Source organism: Bacillus sp. 22446, assembly GCF_052044955.1.
GTDB lineage: Bacteria > Bacillota > Bacilli > Bacillales > Bacillaceae > Bacillus > Bacillus altitudinis.
This window is the reverse complement of sequence record NZ_JBQEOD010000013.1, coordinates 1-19,216: the sequence shown is the minus strand read 5'-3', so window position 1 is coordinate 19,216 and position 19,216 is coordinate 1. Positions and strand designations below refer to the sequence as shown.

Sequence of the window (19,216 nt, the reverse complement as noted above, 5' to 3'; positions counted from 1 at the left end):
TTCATTAACGTAGTAATTGAAGTACGTTTTGTGGCTGTTGGTTCGCTTGTGCAAGCATTGCTTGAGAAGCTTGAGAAAGAATGTTGTTCTTAGTGAACTCACTCATTTCTTTCGCCATGTCAACGTCACGGATACGAGACTCAGCAGCTGTTAAGTTTTCACCAGAAGCACCAAGGTTGTTGATTGTGTGCTCTAGACGGTTTTGAACTGCACCAAGTTTAGAACGTTGTTTAGAAACTGCTTCAATTGCGCCATCTACGATTGCCAATTGGAAGTCATATCCGCCATCAGCATCAGCCTCAATTGTTGCGAAATCTGTTACTTTAAGTGCAGAAACAACTTTTGTTGCATCTTCTGGGTCGCTACCAAGTTTATCAGCAGACATTGCTTCGATGTGAACAGATAACTGTTGAGCACCATTAGCACCAATTTGGAAAGTTAGTTTTTTAGGATCTGCTCCAGTTGCACTGAAAGAACCATCAAGTAGTTTCTTTCCGTTAAATTCTGTACGGTCAGAGATACCATTCTTGTCAGAACCGTTTCCAATCTCTTGTACTAGTGCATCGATTTCTTCTTGGATAGCACCAAGATCTGTATCATCTTGAGTTCCAGTGTTTCCAGCTTGAACTACAAGCTCACGTACACGTTGAAGAATTGCATGAGTTTCAGTTAATGCACCTTCAGCTGTTTGGATAAGAGAGATACCGTCTTGTGCGTTTTTAGTAGCCATTTCTAATCCGCGGATTTGTCCACGCATTTTTTCAGAGATTGCAAGACCTGCTGCATCATCTCCTGCACGGTTGATTTTAAGACCAGAAGAAAGTTTCTCCATGTTCTTTTGGCTCGCACCGTTGTTTGCAGACAAACGGTTTAATGTGTTAAGTGCTGCGATATTGTGGTTAATTCTCATTTCCTATTACCTCCATGTATGTGGGACCTGACAGACGTCCTTGTCTGAAAAAAGTCCTTTATTCTAGGGCTTATCAACCCTGACAATTCTATTATCGGACGTGGTTATGGGATGTTTAGCAGATTTTTAAAAAAATATCTTATTTTTTTATGATGTTCATCCTAATTTTAACAATAATGTAAAATAAAAAAAGCTGCTAATCTATTATCAGCAGCTTTCATTTTATCAATATTGCTTGATATCAAACATTAAGATATTTTGGTACACCACGTAATCTTTCTTACTTGTGAAAGGTCCTTTATTGTGTTCATCATTGATCTCATAAAAGTTCATTCCGATTCCAAAGCTTCTTTCTTTATACCAGTTAAGAAAATCGTTGATTTCTTTCATTGAGAGCAGATAATCCTTTTGTAACCCATTGATCATGGTAATAGAAAGTATACCTTTCGAAGTTTCTTCTCCGGGTTTTGTTCCGTCTTGATCTTTTGGTTCTCCCGTTGTTCCGTCATCTGGCTTTGTTCCGTCCTGATCTTTTGGTTCTCCCGTTGACCCATCACCAGGGTTTGTTCCATCTTGATCTTTTGGTTCTTCCGTTGTTCCGTCACCGGGATTTGTTCCATCGTGGTCTTTTGGATCTTCCGTTGTGCCATCACCTGGCTGTGTCCCATCTTGATCCTTTGGGTCTTCTGCTATCCCATCATCTGGCTTTGTTTCATCCTCAGTCACTTGTAAGTCTTTTAATGAAATAGAAATCACGGATCTGTAATCACTTTTCACAGAAAGATGTCTCATAGATTCCGAATAGTTACGTCCGCCAATGACATACAATTGGTCATCAACAATTGCTGCGACAGCTGATACTCTACCTTCTGGTAAATCATATGCTGAATTTTTAAATTGGCCATCTTTTGGATTGAAAATCTGAACTTTGTTTACCATATTTTTTGAACTATCACCATATAATTGCCCACCAATAATCAAGAACTTGCCGTTGTAAGTTTCATAGGAGGGTTCATATGTATAAGATGTTAACTGAACATCAATTAATCTCTTCCAAGTATCTGTTGAAATATCATACTGAAACAAATACTTTTCTCTACTATGCCCTATCGAATTTTCGCCACCTGCAACATATATATTTCCGTCAATTGCAGAAATGGCTCTCCCATTCCGAGATGGTAAACCCGATGAGTTCAAGCTCTTCCATTCACCAGAGATTGTATTGTATTCATAGACATTATTCTTATATGAGTTTTTTGAAGATACAATATATATCTTCTCTTTCACTGCAACTGCTTGTAAAGTTCCTTTACTATAAGCTGAAAAAACCGGCTCTCTTGGAATTCGAATCGGCTCTTCAGCCCACTGATCAAGTTCTGCATCATAAATATCTATAGTGTTATAAGCTACTTCTGTCTCTTCATTAATTCCACCTATTAGATAGATTTTTTTACCTACAGTAGCGTAAGTACCGCCTGTTCTATTTCTTGGCATACTGGCTTTCTCTTCCCAAACATCTTTTTTTGGATCATACATAAATGTTTGGTTATTCAACTTATTTTTTTCACTTGCTCCACCAAATACATAAATTTTCCCATCAACGACTCCCACACCAGCATTAATACGTTCTTCTGGTAAATCAGCTCGTTTCGTCCATCCAATTGAATTTTCTGCATTTGCTTTAAATGGACTAAGAATACTCATTAATAGGAGTACCGTGATAAATAATAAAAACCTTTTTTTCATTTTCTATTCCTCCAACTCGTTATGTTCCCTCCTTTTATCGTTCTATTTTTTACAAAGTTTACAATTTAAAGAAGTTTTAAATAAAACTTTATATACATTCAAAATGTTGTGGGCTAGAGATGCGGCCTAAGCATTACCTTTTCATAATCGCTTCTTCATCTTTCAACTGAATCATAAGTGAGGATTGAATATATAATAAATTGATAATACGTCGTGCCATTTCTGAGGGAGATGCATTGTAGTCATTTCTGATCCATTCAATGATAAAACCAAAGATGCCATATGAACGATATTGGACAAAATAACTGTCGTTGATTTCTGCATACTGATCACTCACAAACGACATTCTATTTTGGAAAATATATTGTATTTTCTTAAGCAATTGTTCTTGTATGTGGGGAATTCGGTCTTCCATCACTAATAAATCATAATAGTCGCGATTTTCAACGATATATTGAAATACATCGGTGCCCTCTGGTTTCATGCGAGTTAAATCCAACAGTGGATTTTCACGAGTCGGCTTACAAAATTCATATTCGAAATCGACCATTTCCCGGTGAATAACATCTGCTGCTAATTCATCTTTACTTTCATAATGCACATAAAACGTCGTCCGATTATAGTTTGCCTTTTCCACAATATCCTTCACTTTTACGTGCGAATATCCTTTTTCTTTTACTAGTATTTTGAATGTTTGACGAAGTGTTTCTTTTGTTCGCTCAACACGGCGATCCTCTTTTTTGATCATGGGCCCCTCCTTTAGACACTTTTTAATAAATGTTGATTAGATATACATAAATTTATTTGTGTTGAAAACCTATACAAAAAAGATTTTTTGCTGATTGAAACGGAAAATCTTTCGTCCTACAATCAACTTAGTCATAAAGAAATGAATTTTTTGTGACATTTGATCTAACCTTTCTTCAGAATATCATACTATACAAAAAGTGAGGGCACATGATATGGAAATTCAAGCGATGGTCACACAAATGAAAAAGATTTCGAGAAACAAACACTATTACTAGATGATCCAAAAGCAGATGAAGTGCTTGTCAAAATCGTTGCATCTGGTGTTTGTCATACGGATGCCACTGTATTAGATGGCACGCTTCCTGTCCCACGTCCTGCTTTATTAGGACATGAAGGCTCTGGCATTGTCGTAAAAGCAGGTTCTAATGTCACAACCGTTCAAGAAGGGGACCACGTTGTACTAGGTTTCGCTTATTGCGGTCATTGCCATAATTGTCTTGGCGGGAACGCTGGTGGATGTGAAAACATGATTCCACTGAATTTTTCTGGTCGTAATAAACATAATGAAACGCCTATCCATACACATGATCATCAAGATGTATCACAATTTTTTGGTCAATCGTCATTTGGTACATATGCAACGGTTGATGAGAAAAATGTGGTGAAAGTAGACAAAGAAACTGATTTACGTTATTTAGGACCATTCGGTTGCGGCTTAATGACTGGGAGCGGTACTGTCTTAAATTCACTTGCTCCAGCTCCAGGTACAAGCTTTGTTGTGTTCGGTACAGGCGCTGTTGGTTTAAGTGGGTTAATGGCAGCAAAAATTGCAGGCTGTGATCCGATTATTGCCGTTGATATCCATGATAGCCGCCTTGAACTAGCAAAAGAATTAGGTGCAACACATGTCATCAACAGTAAACATGAGAACCCAGCTGAAAAAGTGAAGAAAATCACAGAAGGAAAAGGGGCACATTACTCATTTGAAACAACTGGAGTACCAGAAGTCACGCTAGCTGCCCTTCACTGCCTGCGTGTCAAAGGAACTTGTGCAACAGTAGCAGTAGGAAAGCGCGATTTAACGTTTAATGTGACCAATGATCTCATGCTCAATGCGCTCACGTTAAAAGGTGTGATAGAAGGCGATGCCGTTCCTCAACTAGTCAAGTTCTTTAAAAATGGACAATTCCCAGTTGAGAAACTAGCAAAATTCTACGAATTAGAAGAGATTGAACAAGCTTTTGAAGATTCTAAAAATGGATCTACGATTAAACCAATTCTTATTTTAGATAAAGAGTATCGAGCTTAAGCCGAAATAAGACGTGAAACTCAAAATCCCCCTTTATAAAGGGGGATTTTTGCAATTTCATGCTGTCCTTACCTTCACACATACATCACCGGCGTCGATATTTTAATAATCTTCCCGCCTCGACGATAAAACCTTGGAACACGGCGGCTTAATGTTGCAATGACTTCATAGTTAATCGTATTGAGCATTTCAGCAATTTCATCAACAGAAATTTCTCCGCCCTTTTGACGGCCATAAATGACGACTTCCTCGCCTTGCTTTGCTTTCATCTCTCCTAAGCTGATCATCGTCATATCCATTGTGACTCGGCCCGCAATTGGCATTCGTTCTCCGCGGAAAAGCATAAACCCTCGATTGGATAAAGCACGTGAGTACCCATCTGCATAACCAATCGGTATGGTCGCAATGACTTCGTCAGGCTTTGCCACATAGGTTGCCCCATAGCTGACCGTTCTTGGCTTTGTCACCATTTTCTTCACGAACGCAATCCTTGCTTTTAAACTGAGAGCGGGCTCTAGCTGAACAGCGTCTAAGCTTTCAATGTATTGCGAGGGATACAATCCATAAAGTCCGATACCAAGCCGGATCATATCGGCACTAAATTCAGGAAACGCAATCGAAGCAGCTGTATTGTTCATATGTACGGTCGGCAGTTTGATCCCTTCTTCTTTCAAAAACCGAAGGAAATCAATGAAGATGCTGTGCTGAAGCAACGTAAAATCAGGATCAGGCTCATCCGCAGTGGAGAAATGCGTAAATATTCCATCCCACCTCAGGTTTTCACTCTTTTCAAGCGCCTTCACCACCGCTAACAGCTCTTCCTTTGTCCGTACACCTAATCGCCCCATCCCTGTGTCAACATTGACATGAATCCCAAGCCGGCGCTGGCTTTCTTCTTCAGCTAAGATCTCATTTGCTTGAGCAATCCAGTCTTCACGAAGGCCAGATAGATCAATTCTCCAGGCCGCAGCCCTTTTCACACAGTCGAGCGGGGTAAATCCAAGAACCAAAATTGGCGCTTCAATTTTTGCTCTTCGCAGCACAATGCCTTCCTCTAAGCTAGCAACTGCAAGTTCTGTCGCACCGCTTTCTAGTGCCTGCCGCGCTACCTCCACTGAACCGTGTCCATAAGCATTCGCCTTCACGACAGCCATGATCTTACTTTTTCTTGGAATATGCGCTTGAATCGCTTCGATATTTCTTTTAATCGCATCAAGATTGACTTCGATCCAGACTTCCCTGCAAAGCTTTTGCATGTATGTTTCCTCCTCATCACATGAGTCATTTCAATATCAATGTTCGTTTTCGTGTCTAGTCTATCTTTATTCATTTTTGAGAAAAACATTCAACTACAATGACTGGACTGGCTTTAACTTGATTGAGATAAAAAAAGAAACCACATCAAAATGTGATTTCTTCTTTATGAACAGGAATTTAGTTAATATACAGATTTCATCATCGAATTAATTTGATGATAAATTTCCTCCAAATTTTCTCGTTCAATTAAATATTCAGCGGTGCTCTTACGAACTGGCACATCAAATTGCAGGAAGGTGATCGTGATCGTTGATGCTTCTTGATCATTCATCGTTAATCTTAATTGAAGTGTAGAAATCTCTTCATTATTATCACTCTCAGTAGAATGTTCAATCGGTATACCATCTTCTAACATGTCAACTTGTTTCAACTCTTGCAAGGAAAGTTCAGTGACTTCAAACCTGAATTTCTGAGATGAGCCGCCAGGTTGATGTGTAATAAAGCGCATTTTCTTTCGCTCGTCATCAATCGCAAAACCTTTATCAACATTTTGCGAAAAGATGTATGTTGAGGACTGAAATCCGTCTTCATGAAAGAGCATCATCATCTTATCTAATAAGATGTTTGGATCATTCTTTTCTTTTTGTCTTTGCAGCCTTCCCGCTATGAATAAAATGACCATTCCCCCAATAATGCTAAAAGCCGTTCCCAACCCATTACCTACATCTACGAAAACAGTAAAGCCTAAAATAGCAACAATAAAAGCGATTACAATTCCTATGATGAATATCACACCATGCTCCTCCTGACATGACCTTTCATTGTTTTAGCCATAGTATATCATTTGGATCAAGTGCTTCAACGAAAAGATTTTATTGGTTTTTAAATGAAAAAAATCTACTATAGACTAAACAGATGCTATATTTATCTCACTCTTTAAATAGAAAGGATCTTTAGTAAATGAACCTCTACTCGACAGACGAAATCATTGATGCTTTATATAAAGCCTGGTCCTCTCAATCTAGTTCAAAATGGAGTAAAGACAACCCAGCAAACGGACAATGTGGCGTCACTTCTTTAGTTGTCCATGATCTTTTAGGCGGAAAAATAAACAAGACCTCATTACCCAGCGGATGGCACTTTTACAACGTAGTGAATGGAACAAGAATTGACTTTACTTCTTCACAATTCTCTGAAGAAATTTTTTATATGGATGTACCTTCAAATCGGGAAGAAGCATTTCAAGATACGAATAAGGATCAATATCGTTATTTAAAGGAACGAGTCCTAAACTATTTAAACGTGTAGATTTTATATTCATGAAAACAGACCACAAGAGGTCTGTTTTCATGAAAGTTAGATAAAATGTTTAAAAGATAGGCAGTAAGAATTCACACACCTTATCTTCGCCTTCATCTTCTCTATATCTCTCCATAATAGGTGCATGGCGTATGTTCAATTGATTGTGTTGGATCATTTGAGGTAATTGTCTCCAAAACAAATTCACTTTTTCGGCTGTATGTGTCACCGTAAACACAGCATACTTTCCTCCTTCAACATGACCAGTCTGAACAAGTTGATCTTTGGAGAAATCTCTATTTGTCATGAACATTAGGTCATATCTGCAATTTTCAGGTAAAGTTCTTGCAGGATCATCTTGAGGGACACCGTATATGCCATGCTTCTTTAATTCATCATTGAATTGATGTTCGTTGATCCATTTTTTAAATTTCTTCATCATCTCCACATTCTCTTTACTGCCATACGGTCCTATATTTCTCATATACACCATTTTCATATTCGTTAACATTTCAATTTTGTAATTCATGATTCTCCTCCAACTCTTATTGGAAGATTGGCCAATCATTCCTTACATCCAACGGTAACACCCTTTAAAATATAATGCATTAGGATATTAAAAATAATGGAATCTCATATTCTCATTCATAAGATGTCCAATTTTTAAGCATAAAAAAGAACGGATTTTAGCCGCTCATTTGTTATTGATTTTCATTTGAAGAAATGGCTTTTAGAAACTGACAATCAAAAAGGCCCTATAAAGGGCCGTGTGAATGATAGATAACATGACTTCTATTCATAAATAAGCACCCAGTACTTCGCCCCAGGCTCCCCTTCCTCTACAACAGCCTTCCATCCTCTTTTTTGATAAAAAGACAAAGCTTTGTGATTTTCGGATACACATTTGAGGGTGACTGGTGTTCCCAAAACTTTTATAGCTTGCTTGAGCAGCTGATCGCCAGCCCCTTGACCAGTAGCTTCTGGATGTACAAACAAGAGATGAATAAAATGATCTGGCACATATAATGAGATGAATCCAAGGATTTTATTGTTCTCCTCAGCTAAGAAAATTTGCTCTTCCTGCGTATCTTGATCAAAATCTTGGAGTTTGATTTCTTCTGTATTGAGCCAGTGAAAGCTCTGACGTCGGGATTCTAAATAGATTTGTCTTAATTGTGGATAATCTTCTATGCTTGCTTCTCTAATAAACATCGCAACATCTCCTATGTTTTTCATTTGAATGTTAATTCGCTTCTAAAATGTGTTTTGCCTGTGTTCTGCCTGCAAATAACAATTGATCACTGAACTGCTAGTCATTGACAGCACGCGCAAGAGCAATTGTACCAATCATGCTGCTTACTAGTGCGTAACTCTTAGAGTGATCTATGTTTCCCGTATCGGCTATAAACGCCATAAACCGTTTCAATTCATCGGTATAAGCTTTCCGTACCTCTTGCGATAATTGAGCAATCTCCCCTGCCAGTGCAGGCAGTATACAGCCGACTTCCGTCTGATCACGGTGAACGGAACTTAAATAAAATTCAATGATCGTCTGAATTCGAGGCTGATCTGCCTTCTTGTCTGCAACACTTTGCAGCAGCTTGATCGTATCCGTAATAGCAAAATGAAAAGTCTCTATCACCAACTGATCTTTGTTCTTAAAGTGAGCGTAAAACCCTCCATGAGTTAGACCTGCCCCTTTCATAATGTATGGCAAACTGATATTACGGACCCCATTTGTTCGAAATGCTCGTGCAGCACTTGCGATGATCTGCTCTCTCACTTTTGACTTATGACCTTTCGGATAAGGCATCCTCTTTTCTCCTCCTTCATTATGTGAAATGATCATGGAGGCTGCAGAAATGGCCACTCGTAAAGTTGAAAAATTTCTTTCACGATAATTCATTCAGGTGCATCTTTTAAAGATTGAGCAAAATAATCGTCATAGCCTACTTAGAAATAGGCTATGGCGATTTCAATTGAGTGATGAAATAAAAGCAGCGGTATACTGATCTTTAATTGGATACCTCATCACGTTTTTTTCCTAACTTCATAGATAACTGCACGCCAATCATCAGCATCACGATGGCGAGCATTGCGACAATAGCAGCTTGAAAATGTCCGCTGATATCGAAAATCAAACCGATTAAAAATGGACCAAATCCTCCCATGATGTACCCGCCCATCTGTGACATCGCTGACCATGTACCGGCTTCTTCTGGTGTACGCGTTTCAATAATAGGCAGCATAAGCGCCAAAGGAAATAATCCACCTGCTCCAATCCCCAGAAAAATAACAGCTGGCAGGATCGGCATTGGCAGTAGAAGGAATATGAGGCCAATCAGCTCTGACAAACTGCATAAGATCAGAAATAATTTCGGCTTTCCTAGACGATTGACGATGTTTGGAACGAGTAATGCCACCGGAATCTGAATGAGTGTAAATATCGTAAGCAGCATGGCGGCATACTGCGGACTATTCCCAAAATCAAGCGCAATGGGTGAAATCCACGCTGTTAACGAATAGAACATGCTAGACATAAAGCCAAAGAACAAGGTGAATTGAATGGCTTTTTTGTTTCGCAGCGGTAATCTCAGTGGCACGTCTGCAAGATCCGCTTGTTGGTTTTGACGAGCTAGACCGAGCCATAAAATCATGGCAATAACGCCTAAAATCGCCCAGCAGGATAACGCAAGTGGAAGGTTATGCTCACTGCGAAGGTAAATCGGAATGGTCAAGCCCGAAGCAAGTGCAGCTCCAACTGTCATCGATATAGAGTACACACTGACAATCCCAGGACTTTTCGGGAAATACTTTTTAATAAAACTAGACAACAATGGTCCGGCAAAACTAATTCCAACTCCTCCTGCAAAAGCAGTCATGAGAAGGATGGTAACTGTTTGACTTGTACCACGCAGTCCAGTCGCAATTGTGATAAGAAAAATCGAGAAAAAAAGGGTTCTCTCTAATCCAAACCGGCGGCTTAGTTTCGTTGCTACAGGGGCAAACACTCCCATGCACAAGACCGGCAAAGTGGTTAAAAGACTTGCCGTGAGTGCACTAACGCCAAGGTCTGATTGAATCATGCTCATCATAGAAGCTACGGATGTAATGATTGGGCGCAAGTTTAAGGCAGCTAAAAATAAAGCGGCTAAATAAAATATTTTTTTTATCAATACTCTTCTTCCTCTCTCATCTTGTTGAGGTTACTATGAGTATAAATCCGCTTCATTCATTGATCAATACAATAATTCGTATTATGATGATAGGAAAATACTATCATTAATGAAAGGATGGCATATGGATACTCGTCACATTACCTATTTTATGGCTGTATTCGATCATTTACATTTCACAAAAGCTGCAGAGCAACTAGGTATATCACAGCCTACATTAAGCCAACAGATTCAGCTGCTTGAAGCTGAAGTTGGGATGCCGCTTTTTGACCGAATCGGTAAAAAAGTAGTTGCAACTGAAGCTGGTACGCTTCTTTATCAATATGGCATGAAAATGCTTCAGGCTGAACGAGATGCAAAAAATGCTATGAAAGAACTGTTATCTGAACAGCGAGGTACCGTTCGGCTTGCCGTCCTTCCCTCTGATCTTGACTTTCAGCTTGTTCCGCTTTTTGTAGAATTTAAAACGCTGTATCCAGAGATCAACCTAAAGGCTTTTTCGACCATCTTTGTTCGTGACGAGGTGCTCTCACATAAAGTCGATATCGGAATTGGGCTGCGCGGGCCTGCGGATAAACGACTGATTCAAATTCCACTTGGCGATGAGCCCTACGAATTGTTTGTTCATTCAGACAGTGAACTGGCAAAAAGGCGTGAAGTGACGCTAAAAGAGCTGACAAAGCATGCACTGGTCATGTATCCAAAAGGCTATCTAGGAAGAGATTTGGTCGATGACGTATGTAAAGAACACGGTTTTGAATTGGACACGGTCATGGATGTTGGGTCTGCCACTTCATTATTGCAGTTGGTTGAAGCCGGGATCGGCGCCACCATCCAGCCAAGAGGGCTGTTAAAGCAACATTCAGCATGGCCTAATATTGTCTCTATCCCTATTTCTGCCCCTGCTCCTGTTCGGCATCTTGAATTAACGTATTATGCCGATCGATTTGTGACCAAAGCGCAAAAACAGCTATCTGAATGGCTAATAGACTTTTTTAAATCAAGAACAAACTAAAAAGTGAGGGTAACACATGAAGAATGCAAACAGCATATTTACAAGAACAAACCGGGTTGTGATTCGCCAGTTTGATCAGCAGGATATTGAAGCATTTTATCAATACCGATCAAATCCCTCTATTGCCACATTTCAATCCTGGGAAAACTACACGCACGAAGACGCTGAATCATTTGTACAACACCAAATGACGCAACAACCTAATCAACCAGGGACGTGGTTTCAATATGCGATTGCCTTATCTGAATCCAATCAGCTGATAGGAGATTGCGCCATTCATACACTCGGCAGCGAGCCTAGAATCGTTGAAATTGGATTTACACTCGCGCCTGAATTTCAAGGAAAGGGCTATATTCATGAAGCCTTGAATTCAATGATCGAATATATTTTCACTACATTGAACAAGCATAAAATCATTGCCTTTACAGATGTACGAAACGAAAAATCTATTCGAGTGCTGGAACGTTTAGACATGAGACGCGAAGGACATTTGCTACAAAATTATATGTCAAAAGGACATTGGGTCGATGAGTATCAATATGCTATTCTTCAATCCGAGTGGGCCGCGAAGCGTCATTAATCATTTATTTCCTATTTAAAATCCCTAAATAGGCGCTCCACGGTCCTACATCGGTTCGATATCGTTCCGCCATGACCCGAACAATTTGGGAGATATGGGTGAAATCATGGACAACCCACGTAGAAAGTAATTCGCTCACTTGCACGACGCCGAATTCTGGATGGACGCCCTTTTTCTCTAGATCAAGACTTGAATGTGTCATACGCTGAATGTATGCCACATTCTCCATCCGCACATGATGAAACTCTGCTAGTGCTTGTTCTATCTGTCTTTCAGTTTGATTCAAATGGGCGTAGCGGTCAAATGCAGGAAATGGGGTATTCTCTCCATCAGCAAGAATGACATTTAATCGTGGAATCCAGTTGAATTTCTCTGCTTCAATCAAATGTTCAATGACTTCAACGGGATTCCACGTTCCCTCCCCTTCACGACTGTGAAGCCAATCCTTCGATAAACCTGACAAAAGACTTTCTAATGTACGAGGAGTTCGACTCAACATATCTAAAGCTTCATCCAAATTGAAATTCATATGGTAGCTCCTTTATCAATTTTTCTTTATTCTAATGTTTTTTGATTAGATTGCAACTCATACTGCAAAACAGATAAAGAAGAAAATAAAAGGTGCTTTTGATCAACCTTCTATATACAAATAGAACTTTTCTATAACACTCACCATCCTTTCTTTTTTTATAATAGAAAAAAATGAAATGTGGTGATATTGATGTCTACAACGATTGGGATTATGGGTGGTATGGGCCCTTTAGCGACGATTGATCTGATGAAAAAAATCATTTCTCATACACCAGCTATTAAAGATCAGGATCATTTACATGTAATTGCTGATAATGATCCGCAAATCCCTGATAGAACCAATGCCATATTTGGGAAAGGCGAAGATCCTACAGAATATATGATTGCATCAGCTAAAAGATTAGAACGCGCTGGAGCGGACTTTATTCTGATTGCATGCAATACCGCTCACTTCTTTTTAGAAAACGTACAACAATCCACTCATATCCCTATCATGAATATGCCATTAGAAACCGCAAAGCACCTGAACAAACATCACTATACGTCTGTGGGCTTACTATGTACTGATGGCACATTAAAAACACAGCTCTATCAAAAGGCTTGTGCCCATCACAAGATTGATGTCATGACTCCTAGTGAAAATCTTCAGAAAAACGTGATGAATGGGATTTATGCCGTGAAAGCAGGGAAATTGAGTAAAGGCGAAAGTGAACTTGCGTTAGCTGCAGAAATTTTAATCAATCAAGGAGCAGAAGCCATCATTGCCGGCTGTACAGAAATTCCTTTAGTTCTAAGGTCAACCAAAGCTGTGAAAGTGATTGACCCTACTGTCATTTTGGCGAAAGAAGCTGTAAAATTAGTGTATGAGCTTGAAAAGCTAAACATTTAAAGAACGTCATATAAGGGGATAACATGAATATTGAGAATATAGAAGCGTTTATTTATGTATGCCAGCTAGGCAGTATCAATAAAGCTGCAGAAGCACTGTATTTAACCCAGCCTTCTGTTTCGGCACGTATTCAATCGTTAGAAAAAGAATTAGACCTGAAATTATTTGATAGACAGAGAAATAAACTATCTCTGACGGAAAAAGGTGAACAGTTTTACCCGCATGCCAAAAAGATTCTCCATTCTTATCAAGAAGCAAAGCATAGTCTCAAACAAACGATGATCCCTTATGAATTGACGATTGGATGCGCATCCTCTATTTCCAATAATCTATTGCCTAACATATTGCCCGCCCTAAAAGAAAAATACGAAAACCTGAAAGTGAAAATTGTAACAGGACATTCAAAGGATGTTGTCCAAAAAGTGATTAACAACCAAGTAGACTTTGGCATTGTCAGGACTGAAACACATCCTCAAATTGAATCAATCCCGATTTTCAGCGATCCAATCGGGCTGTTCGTCCCAACTCATCACCCGCTCGCCAGCCTAGGCAACATCAATATGAATGAACTAGAAGAACAACCTTTTATTTTCTTTGACTATGGGTCATTTGATTGGTTGATGCTTCACCGATTATTTCAAAAAAACAACATTACACCGAACATTTCCATTGAGGTTGATCATATGGAAACTGCAAAAAATTTGGTACTGCAAGGAATGGGACTATCGTTTCTTCCTCATCATTGTGTTAGAAATGAAGTAAAACAAGGAACATTAAAACAAATTTCTATCGATCCATCTATCAATTTCAACATCAATATTGAGTTTATCTATAAAAAGGGAAAATCCAAATCCGTTTTCATTGATCAACTCAAACAATTTTTTCATGAATTAGATTAAAAAAAGCCCTTTTTGGGGGCTTTTTTGGATTCGTTCTGATTGATTAGCTTTCGTTTGCCAACATGTATGCGGCAGATTCATGCATATCTTTCAATCCTGATCTCTGTGCGTACTCGGCCACAGTGATCGCACTTGTCGTCAAAAGTTCTATTATATGTTCATCCATTCCTGACCAAGTTCTCCCGCCTGCTTTTTCATACGCATGGATAAGTTTCGTTAATCCTTCTTTCCCAAACAGAAGTTGATGCGACAAAAAGTCGGCAGATACATCACCAATCCCCACTTCAGACCAATCAATCACACCGGTAACACATTGATTTTCATCAATCAGAATGTGGCCAGGATGCAAATCTCCATGCTTCACTCCCACAAAAGGCGGCCATAAAGAATCTTTAGCTAGCCATTCTTGCCAACGCTCCCATAAACGGCTGTTAATGGTGTATTGCGATTTGACACGTTCCATTCGCTGTTTCATTGATCCTCTTAATTCATGTGCACTGATCATCTCCACACCGATCGTTTTAAAAGGCTGTTGATCTAAGGAATGTACATTCGCTAAAACTCTTCCTAATGATTCATAATAAGCTTGCGGTACATTCGTTTGGTCAAAACTCCACACATAAGATTGCTGTTCCACATCAATACTAGCTGCCGGTACCCCCTCTAATTGTTTATAAGCAATCAGATTTTCTGTAAAGATAGACCAATTAGGATCCTGAAAGTGAACCTGCTTACTCATATGATCTAATGTCTTTTTTTCTTGTAAAGTATGTTTCATTGATTCAGGTCTGCGATGCATTCTTAATATCCATTGATCACCATGTATATCTTCGACGTGTGCGACACGGAAATCCACACCTGATTCATTTATTTTGATGGTACTCTCTAAAATCTCTAATCCGTGATGTTTGGCTAACTGCTTTAATTCCAGTCTATTCATATCCATTCCTCCAATTGCTCATTTAGTCATGATCAATAGGCGTCAAGAATATCATCACAAAACCCACAAGCAGGCCACTTTCTGTGGTCAGAGTAAACAAAGCTAGATTTATGCCTTTCTTTGCATCATAAAAAACATACAAAAAAAAGACAGATCGATTAGCTGCCTCTTTTCTAGTGAAATTGCATACTTTCCCGCTGAAGATCATTAAAAATGTGCAGACTACCCCGTTTACTCCGTTTGATGAAAACAGAGCCTTTGAACATATGAAATTACTGATTGTTCAAAGTTTTCTGGCGTAATCTTCCTGAATGCATCATCTTTAACCATCCTCCTCTTTATCATATAAATTTACTATACTTTATTTAAATATGACTTTCAATAAGATGACAAAAAGAAGGATTTAAAATCATCAAACACCCTTTAAATTACATAAAATGAAATAATTTCATTTTTCTGTGTTATGATGGTTATTGATTCTTCTGTCTAATATAATTTATTAAACTCAAAAACCCGATGTACTATGAATTTTGAGTGTATGAGAGACAATGAGAACAAATCAAATGTAGCTAAGTCATTTAAAAGGAGAATGGATATGACTCATTTAGAATTCGCATTCGGATTGCTTCCAGTAAGTATGATCATCGCTTCTTTTATCGTCACATTGTTTGTACAAAAGGTTTATTTCATGCCAGTTGTAAGCTTTATCATTTTGCTCATTCTGACATTTACACTTTTTAATGTCTCTTTCTTTGGCTGGGCTGTTGTTTACACTTTGGGCTCATTCATTGCTTCATATATAGCATTATTCATTATGAAAATTTCAAATAAAAAGAGATCATAAACTACATTCGAAAAGCCCTAGAAAGGGCTTTTCATCTTTCACTATCGTTTTTTCACTGGATGAATGTCCCCTCCCAAAAAGGCGATATTCGGATCTCCACTATTTTCTAGAAATTCAGCCATTTCTTGCAGCTCTTGATTAATACGGTCATTCCTTGGCATATCTGGGTTTAACAGAAGGTTGGAGTGAATAGCAGTAGCTGTTTCATACAAGACATGTTGATCTTTTATCTGTTGAATGCACTGTTTCATGCGCAAGAAAAACCATTCGATCTCTTCAATGTCTTCCATCGGATAATGTGCCATTTTGAAGAGATTCTGCTGACAAAGGTCTCCTCTCTCAAAAATGTGTTCAAGCTCTTCTTTACTGATATATAAATCCGAAGCTTCCTCCTCAATCTCTATTACTTCAACGATGGCGTCGTCAGCTGTGTATAACCGCTCAACAAATTCATCGAAACTATCTGCCAGCTTAAAATCTACTTCCAGCTCTAAATCGAAATAGTGAATTGGAGGATGTTCCTTCGTTTCTCGATAATCCATGGCGATCCATGTATCTTCTTCTCCGCTGATGAAAATAAGTCCCTCGGGCAGCTCCAATTCATCACTTAACTGAGCGCTATTCATAATTCCATCATCATTGGCGATTCCTCTTAGATGGTCGAATTGAACATGATCCTCTGCCCATGAATTCGGCCGATCGGTTGGAAAAGCATTACGAACTGTAAAACCACCATTCCATTCTAAAATGAGTTTTTTGTATGTATCAGGTAAAGTGACACCAAGTGTTCCCTCTGCTTCACGAATTTGTTCCTCATCTATCTTTTCTAACGTAAAAGGACTCTCTTCTTCTTTCTCCCAGAATGATTTCAAAGTGGTTGCCTCCTCGTATCTATCTGAGATAAGTATAACATTGACCAACTGTTCATTTACTCATTCTACTTCATAAAAAAACAGACTCTTAAAGTCTGTTTTAATCTTGTCTATACGTTTTCAGAGGTTGTATTTCGATCAATCATAGTCGTGTTTCGATATGATTTTTGTTCCTCCATTGTTGTATTCCGAATTGATTTCGTTTCAATGATTTTTAAAGTTTCTGCTGTTGAAACACTTAACAATACAATGGATACAATGATTAGTAATTTTTTAATAATCATACAGACACTCTCCTTTTTGAATATCATTTTGAGCCTTAAGAGCCTTTCTGTAATATTCGGCAGCTTTTTCAAAGTCCCCTTTTTTTTCATAAAATAACCCGACACTTTGAGCAAATGCTTCCACATACACATGTAGTTTCTTTTCTTCAAAAATATCAAACACTTCTTTCAAAGCTTGTTCATTAGTATCCATATAAATAGCTTTTAATGCTTTAAATAACAAGACACTTAGCGAATCATTTACCTTTGAGGAATATATAAGTCCATCTTCAACGAGCAGATCCGCTTCATCACTTTGATTAGACTTGTACAGCGACCAACATAAACTAAATAGAGTGATTGGCTTTATGTCACTATTTTCCGAAGAAATGACATCTAACACTTCTTTATAATGCTTTATTGCCTCTGTATACTTTGATTGCCTATCATATGTATTACCAATATTTAATAATGTTTTTGCTACTAAACGTTGATCGTTTGCGCCCACAGCAATTGAATAAGCAGTCTTTAAATGTTGCAACGACTTTTCATATCTCATGAAATCATCATAATTTCCTGCAATGACAATTAGACTTTGAATTTGGCGAACTTTATACTGCTCATGTTCTTTATAAATATCTAGTGCCTTTATGATGTGATGCATAGACACATGCGTTTGCTTCATAATATAGTAGGCCTCAGCCACCTTGAAGTGAAACTCCGCTTGCTCAATATCATCGACAACCAGTGCAAGCTGCCTTTCAGCGATCTTGTAATATTGAATAGCCTGTACATATTCTTTCTTACTAAATTCATGCATTCCTCTAAAAAAAGCATTGTAATATTGCAACATACCGGAAAGTTGATGATTAGAATTCTCAATTTTATCAACCAATTCAGAAACAGAAGGAGATCGTTTTTCTGAAGGTTTAATATAATCGAGCATAAGCTGATGGCGAAAACACATCAATTGATAATAAATGAGCAGATCTTGCTCCTCTTCCATTCGTTCAATTTCTCGTTCGACCTCAGCTTTCAATATCTCTGCATCTGGTACACTGAATTGTCGAATCATTTTATACCATTCATTGATTTTCACACCTACATGTGAAGAAAGAACTTTCTCCATCCCTTATCCCCCTTCCACTGAACTCCCTTATATGACATTTATTATCACATACAAGAATTTACAAAGCACCGAAAAGAAACCGCAAAAAGAACAAATATAGCCTTAGTAAACCTTTGGAACATTTTCATTCTCATCACAAAACAAAAAGACAGACTCATTTCAGTCTGCCTTCATCTTCTAGATTTCCATGAGCATACCTTTTGTCTTCAGGTAATTTGCATTGAATCATTTAACCACTCTTCACAATGTTCAATAAGCCACCTCAAATATTCCACATATTGACCGGCATGATAACCGTCACAAACAGCATGATGTACTTGAATGGCGACTGGCAAGATGATTTTTCCTTCTTCCACCTTAAATTTACCTAAGGTAAATATAGGCAGTAAATAAGCTTCATCTGTAGATACATTAAGGTTAAAAGAAGTAAAATCAATCCACGGCAGACTTGAAATATTGAACATGTTTTCTGGCATATGAGGTTTCGGAAATAGGCTGCTGCTTTTGCTGTAAGTGTCCATGTCCGCTACACAGCTTTTATAAAACCGACCAAAGTTTTCGTCATAAGGCGTCCAAATACTTGAAAACGTCTTTGTTTCTTTATTTAAAATCGTATAACTAGGATGGAGAATCTCCCAGTAACCAAGTGCATCGTTCACTTGATCCATCCGAAACTCAGGAATTTGCTGCACAGCTCTTGCTAACAAATAAATTTGCACAGGATATACTTTTAGCCTTTTTTCTTTTAATATTGCATACAATTTCGTGATGTCTAGATCGATCACCAGACTATATGTGCATCGGGTT

The 19,216-nt window shown here is 38.4% G+C and carries 21 protein-coding genes and 1 pseudogene; 7 read left to right on the top strand and 15 right to left on the bottom strand.

Annotated features, from left to right (window positions below):
• Positions 1–4: 4 nt before the first annotated feature.
• The 3 genes from hag to ACTJJD_RS17980 form a co-directional block, all read right to left on the bottom strand.
• Positions 5–910, bottom strand: coding sequence for a flagellin Hag (gene hag, locus ACTJJD_RS17990; RefSeq protein WP_138825599.1), 906 nt, complete (start codon positions 908–910; stop codon positions 5–7).
• 225 nt (positions 911–1,135) lie between these two features.
• On the bottom strand, positions 1,136–2,656 hold the full coding sequence (locus tag ACTJJD_RS17985; RefSeq protein ID WP_217967324.1) for a Kelch repeat-containing protein: 1,521 nt from the start codon (positions 2,654–2,656) through the stop codon (positions 1,136–1,138).
• A gap of 133 nt (positions 2,657–2,789) precedes the next feature.
• Positions 2,790–3,404 (bottom strand): TetR/AcrR family transcriptional regulator, encoded by a 615-nt coding sequence (locus tag ACTJJD_RS17980; RefSeq protein ID WP_058213846.1) that lies wholly within the window; start codon positions 3,402–3,404, stop codon positions 2,790–2,792.
• A 297-nt stretch (positions 3,405–3,701) separates the two neighbouring features.
• On the opposite strand from ACTJJD_RS17980, the gene ACTJJD_RS17975 reads away from it, so the two are divergent.
• A complete protein-coding gene (locus ACTJJD_RS17975; RefSeq protein ID WP_346394716.1) occupies positions 3,702–4,715 on the top strand; it encodes an NAD(P)-dependent alcohol dehydrogenase in 1,014 nt (337 codons plus the stop codon).
• Between the two features lie 74 nt (positions 4,716–4,789).
• Here the strand turns inward: ACTJJD_RS17975 and alr are convergent, their stop codons facing one another.
• Positions 4,790–5,971: an alanine racemase gene (gene alr / locus ACTJJD_RS17970; RefSeq protein ID WP_025207190.1), complete on the bottom strand. Its 1,182-nt coding sequence runs from the start codon at positions 5,969–5,971 to the stop codon at positions 4,790–4,792.
• A 182-nt stretch (positions 5,972–6,153) separates the two neighbouring features.
• A complete protein-coding gene (locus ACTJJD_RS17965) occupies positions 6,154–6,765 on the bottom strand; it encodes a hypothetical protein (protein WP_156060661.1) in 612 nt (203 codons plus the stop codon).
• 167 nt (positions 6,766–6,932) lie between these two features.
• Here ACTJJD_RS17965 and ACTJJD_RS17960 point away from each other — a divergent pair, with 167 nt between their 5' ends.
• Positions 6,933–7,280 (top strand): YunG family protein, encoded by a 348-nt coding sequence (locus ACTJJD_RS17960; RefSeq protein WP_039168782.1) that lies wholly within the window; start codon positions 6,933–6,935, stop codon positions 7,278–7,280.
• A gap of 61 nt (positions 7,281–7,341) precedes the next feature.
• Here the strand turns inward: ACTJJD_RS17960 and ACTJJD_RS17955 are convergent, their stop codons facing one another.
• The 4 genes and pseudogenes from ACTJJD_RS17955 to ACTJJD_RS17940 all read right to left on the bottom strand — a co-directional run bounded on the left by ACTJJD_RS17955 (position 7,342) and on the right by ACTJJD_RS17940 (position 10,444).
• Entirely contained in the window at positions 7,342–7,800 is a 459-nt protein-coding gene (locus tag ACTJJD_RS17955) for a GyrI-like domain-containing protein (RefSeq protein WP_039168785.1), read from the bottom strand.
• A 263-nt stretch (positions 7,801–8,063) separates the two neighbouring features.
• Entirely contained in the window at positions 8,064–8,483 is a 420-nt protein-coding gene (locus ACTJJD_RS17950; protein WP_440608727.1) for an N-acetyltransferase family protein, read from the bottom strand.
• A gap of 31 nt (positions 8,484–8,514) precedes the next feature.
• A pseudogene (locus tag ACTJJD_RS17945) lies at positions 8,515–9,084 on the bottom strand (TetR/AcrR family transcriptional regulator).
• 202 nt (positions 9,085–9,286) lie between these two features.
• Complete coding sequence (locus tag ACTJJD_RS17940) at positions 9,287–10,444, bottom strand: MFS transporter (RefSeq protein ID WP_138279264.1); 1,158 nt, start codon at positions 10,442–10,444, stop codon at positions 9,287–9,289.
• A gap of 112 nt (positions 10,445–10,556) precedes the next feature.
• On the opposite strand from ACTJJD_RS17940, the gene ACTJJD_RS17935 reads away from it, so the two are divergent.
• Positions 10,557–11,462 carry a LysR family transcriptional regulator gene (locus ACTJJD_RS17935; protein ID WP_019743043.1) on the top strand — a complete coding sequence of 302 codons (906 nt, stop codon included), beginning with the start codon at positions 10,557–10,559 and terminating at the stop codon, positions 11,460–11,462.
• A gap of 16 nt (positions 11,463–11,478) precedes the next feature.
• Positions 11,479–12,042, top strand: coding sequence for a GNAT family N-acetyltransferase (locus tag ACTJJD_RS17930; protein WP_035700391.1), 564 nt, complete (start codon positions 11,479–11,481; stop codon positions 12,040–12,042).
• 4 nt (positions 12,043–12,046) lie between these two features.
• On the opposite strand, the gene ACTJJD_RS17925 is transcribed toward ACTJJD_RS17930, so the two are convergent.
• Entirely contained in the window at positions 12,047–12,571 is a 525-nt protein-coding gene (locus ACTJJD_RS17925) for a DinB family protein (RefSeq protein WP_144684625.1), read from the bottom strand.
• 192 nt (positions 12,572–12,763) lie between these two features.
• Here ACTJJD_RS17925 and ACTJJD_RS17920 point away from each other — a divergent pair, with 192 nt between their 5' ends.
• Positions 12,764–13,462, top strand: coding sequence for an aspartate/glutamate racemase family protein (locus ACTJJD_RS17920; protein ID WP_035700385.1), 699 nt, complete (start codon positions 12,764–12,766; stop codon positions 13,460–13,462).
• Positions 13,463–13,485: 23 nt separating this feature from the next.
• Positions 13,486–14,361, top strand: a complete 876-nt coding sequence (locus ACTJJD_RS17915; protein WP_079919374.1) for a LysR family transcriptional regulator — start codon at positions 13,486–13,488, stop codon at positions 14,359–14,361.
• 43 nt (positions 14,362–14,404) lie between these two features.
• On the opposite strand, the gene ACTJJD_RS17910 is transcribed toward ACTJJD_RS17915, so the two are convergent.
• A complete protein-coding gene (locus ACTJJD_RS17910; protein WP_440608726.1) occupies positions 14,405–15,301 on the bottom strand; it encodes a macrolide 2'-phosphotransferase in 897 nt (298 codons plus the stop codon).
• A 595-nt stretch (positions 15,302–15,896) separates the two neighbouring features.
• On the opposite strand from ACTJJD_RS17910, the gene ACTJJD_RS17905 reads away from it, so the two are divergent.
• Positions 15,897–16,145 carry a DUF2651 family protein gene (locus ACTJJD_RS17905; protein WP_440608725.1) on the top strand — a complete coding sequence of 83 codons (249 nt, stop codon included), beginning with the start codon at positions 15,897–15,899 and terminating at the stop codon, positions 16,143–16,145.
• A gap of 41 nt (positions 16,146–16,186) precedes the next feature.
• On the opposite strand, the gene ACTJJD_RS17900 is transcribed toward ACTJJD_RS17905, so the two are convergent.
• The 4 genes from ACTJJD_RS17900 to catA all read right to left on the bottom strand — a co-directional run.
• Positions 16,187–17,017 carry an SMI1/KNR4 family protein gene (locus ACTJJD_RS17900; protein WP_440608724.1) on the bottom strand — a complete coding sequence of 277 codons (831 nt, stop codon included), beginning with the start codon at positions 17,015–17,017 and terminating at the stop codon, positions 16,187–16,189.
• A 110-nt stretch (positions 17,018–17,127) separates the two neighbouring features.
• Positions 17,128–17,301, bottom strand: coding sequence for a RapH phosphatase inhibitor (locus ACTJJD_RS17895; protein ID WP_217967346.1), 174 nt, complete (start codon positions 17,299–17,301; stop codon positions 17,128–17,130).
• Complete coding sequence (locus ACTJJD_RS17890) at positions 17,291–18,409, bottom strand: Rap family tetratricopeptide repeat protein (protein ID WP_440608723.1); 1,119 nt, start codon at positions 18,407–18,409, stop codon at positions 17,291–17,293. Before ACTJJD_RS17890 ends, ACTJJD_RS17895 begins: the two co-directional genes overlap by 11 nt.
• A gap of 206 nt (positions 18,410–18,615) precedes the next feature.
• Positions 18,616–19,216: type A chloramphenicol O-acetyltransferase (gene catA, locus ACTJJD_RS17885; protein ID WP_440608722.1), on the bottom strand; the 601-nt coding region annotated here is incomplete at its 5' end.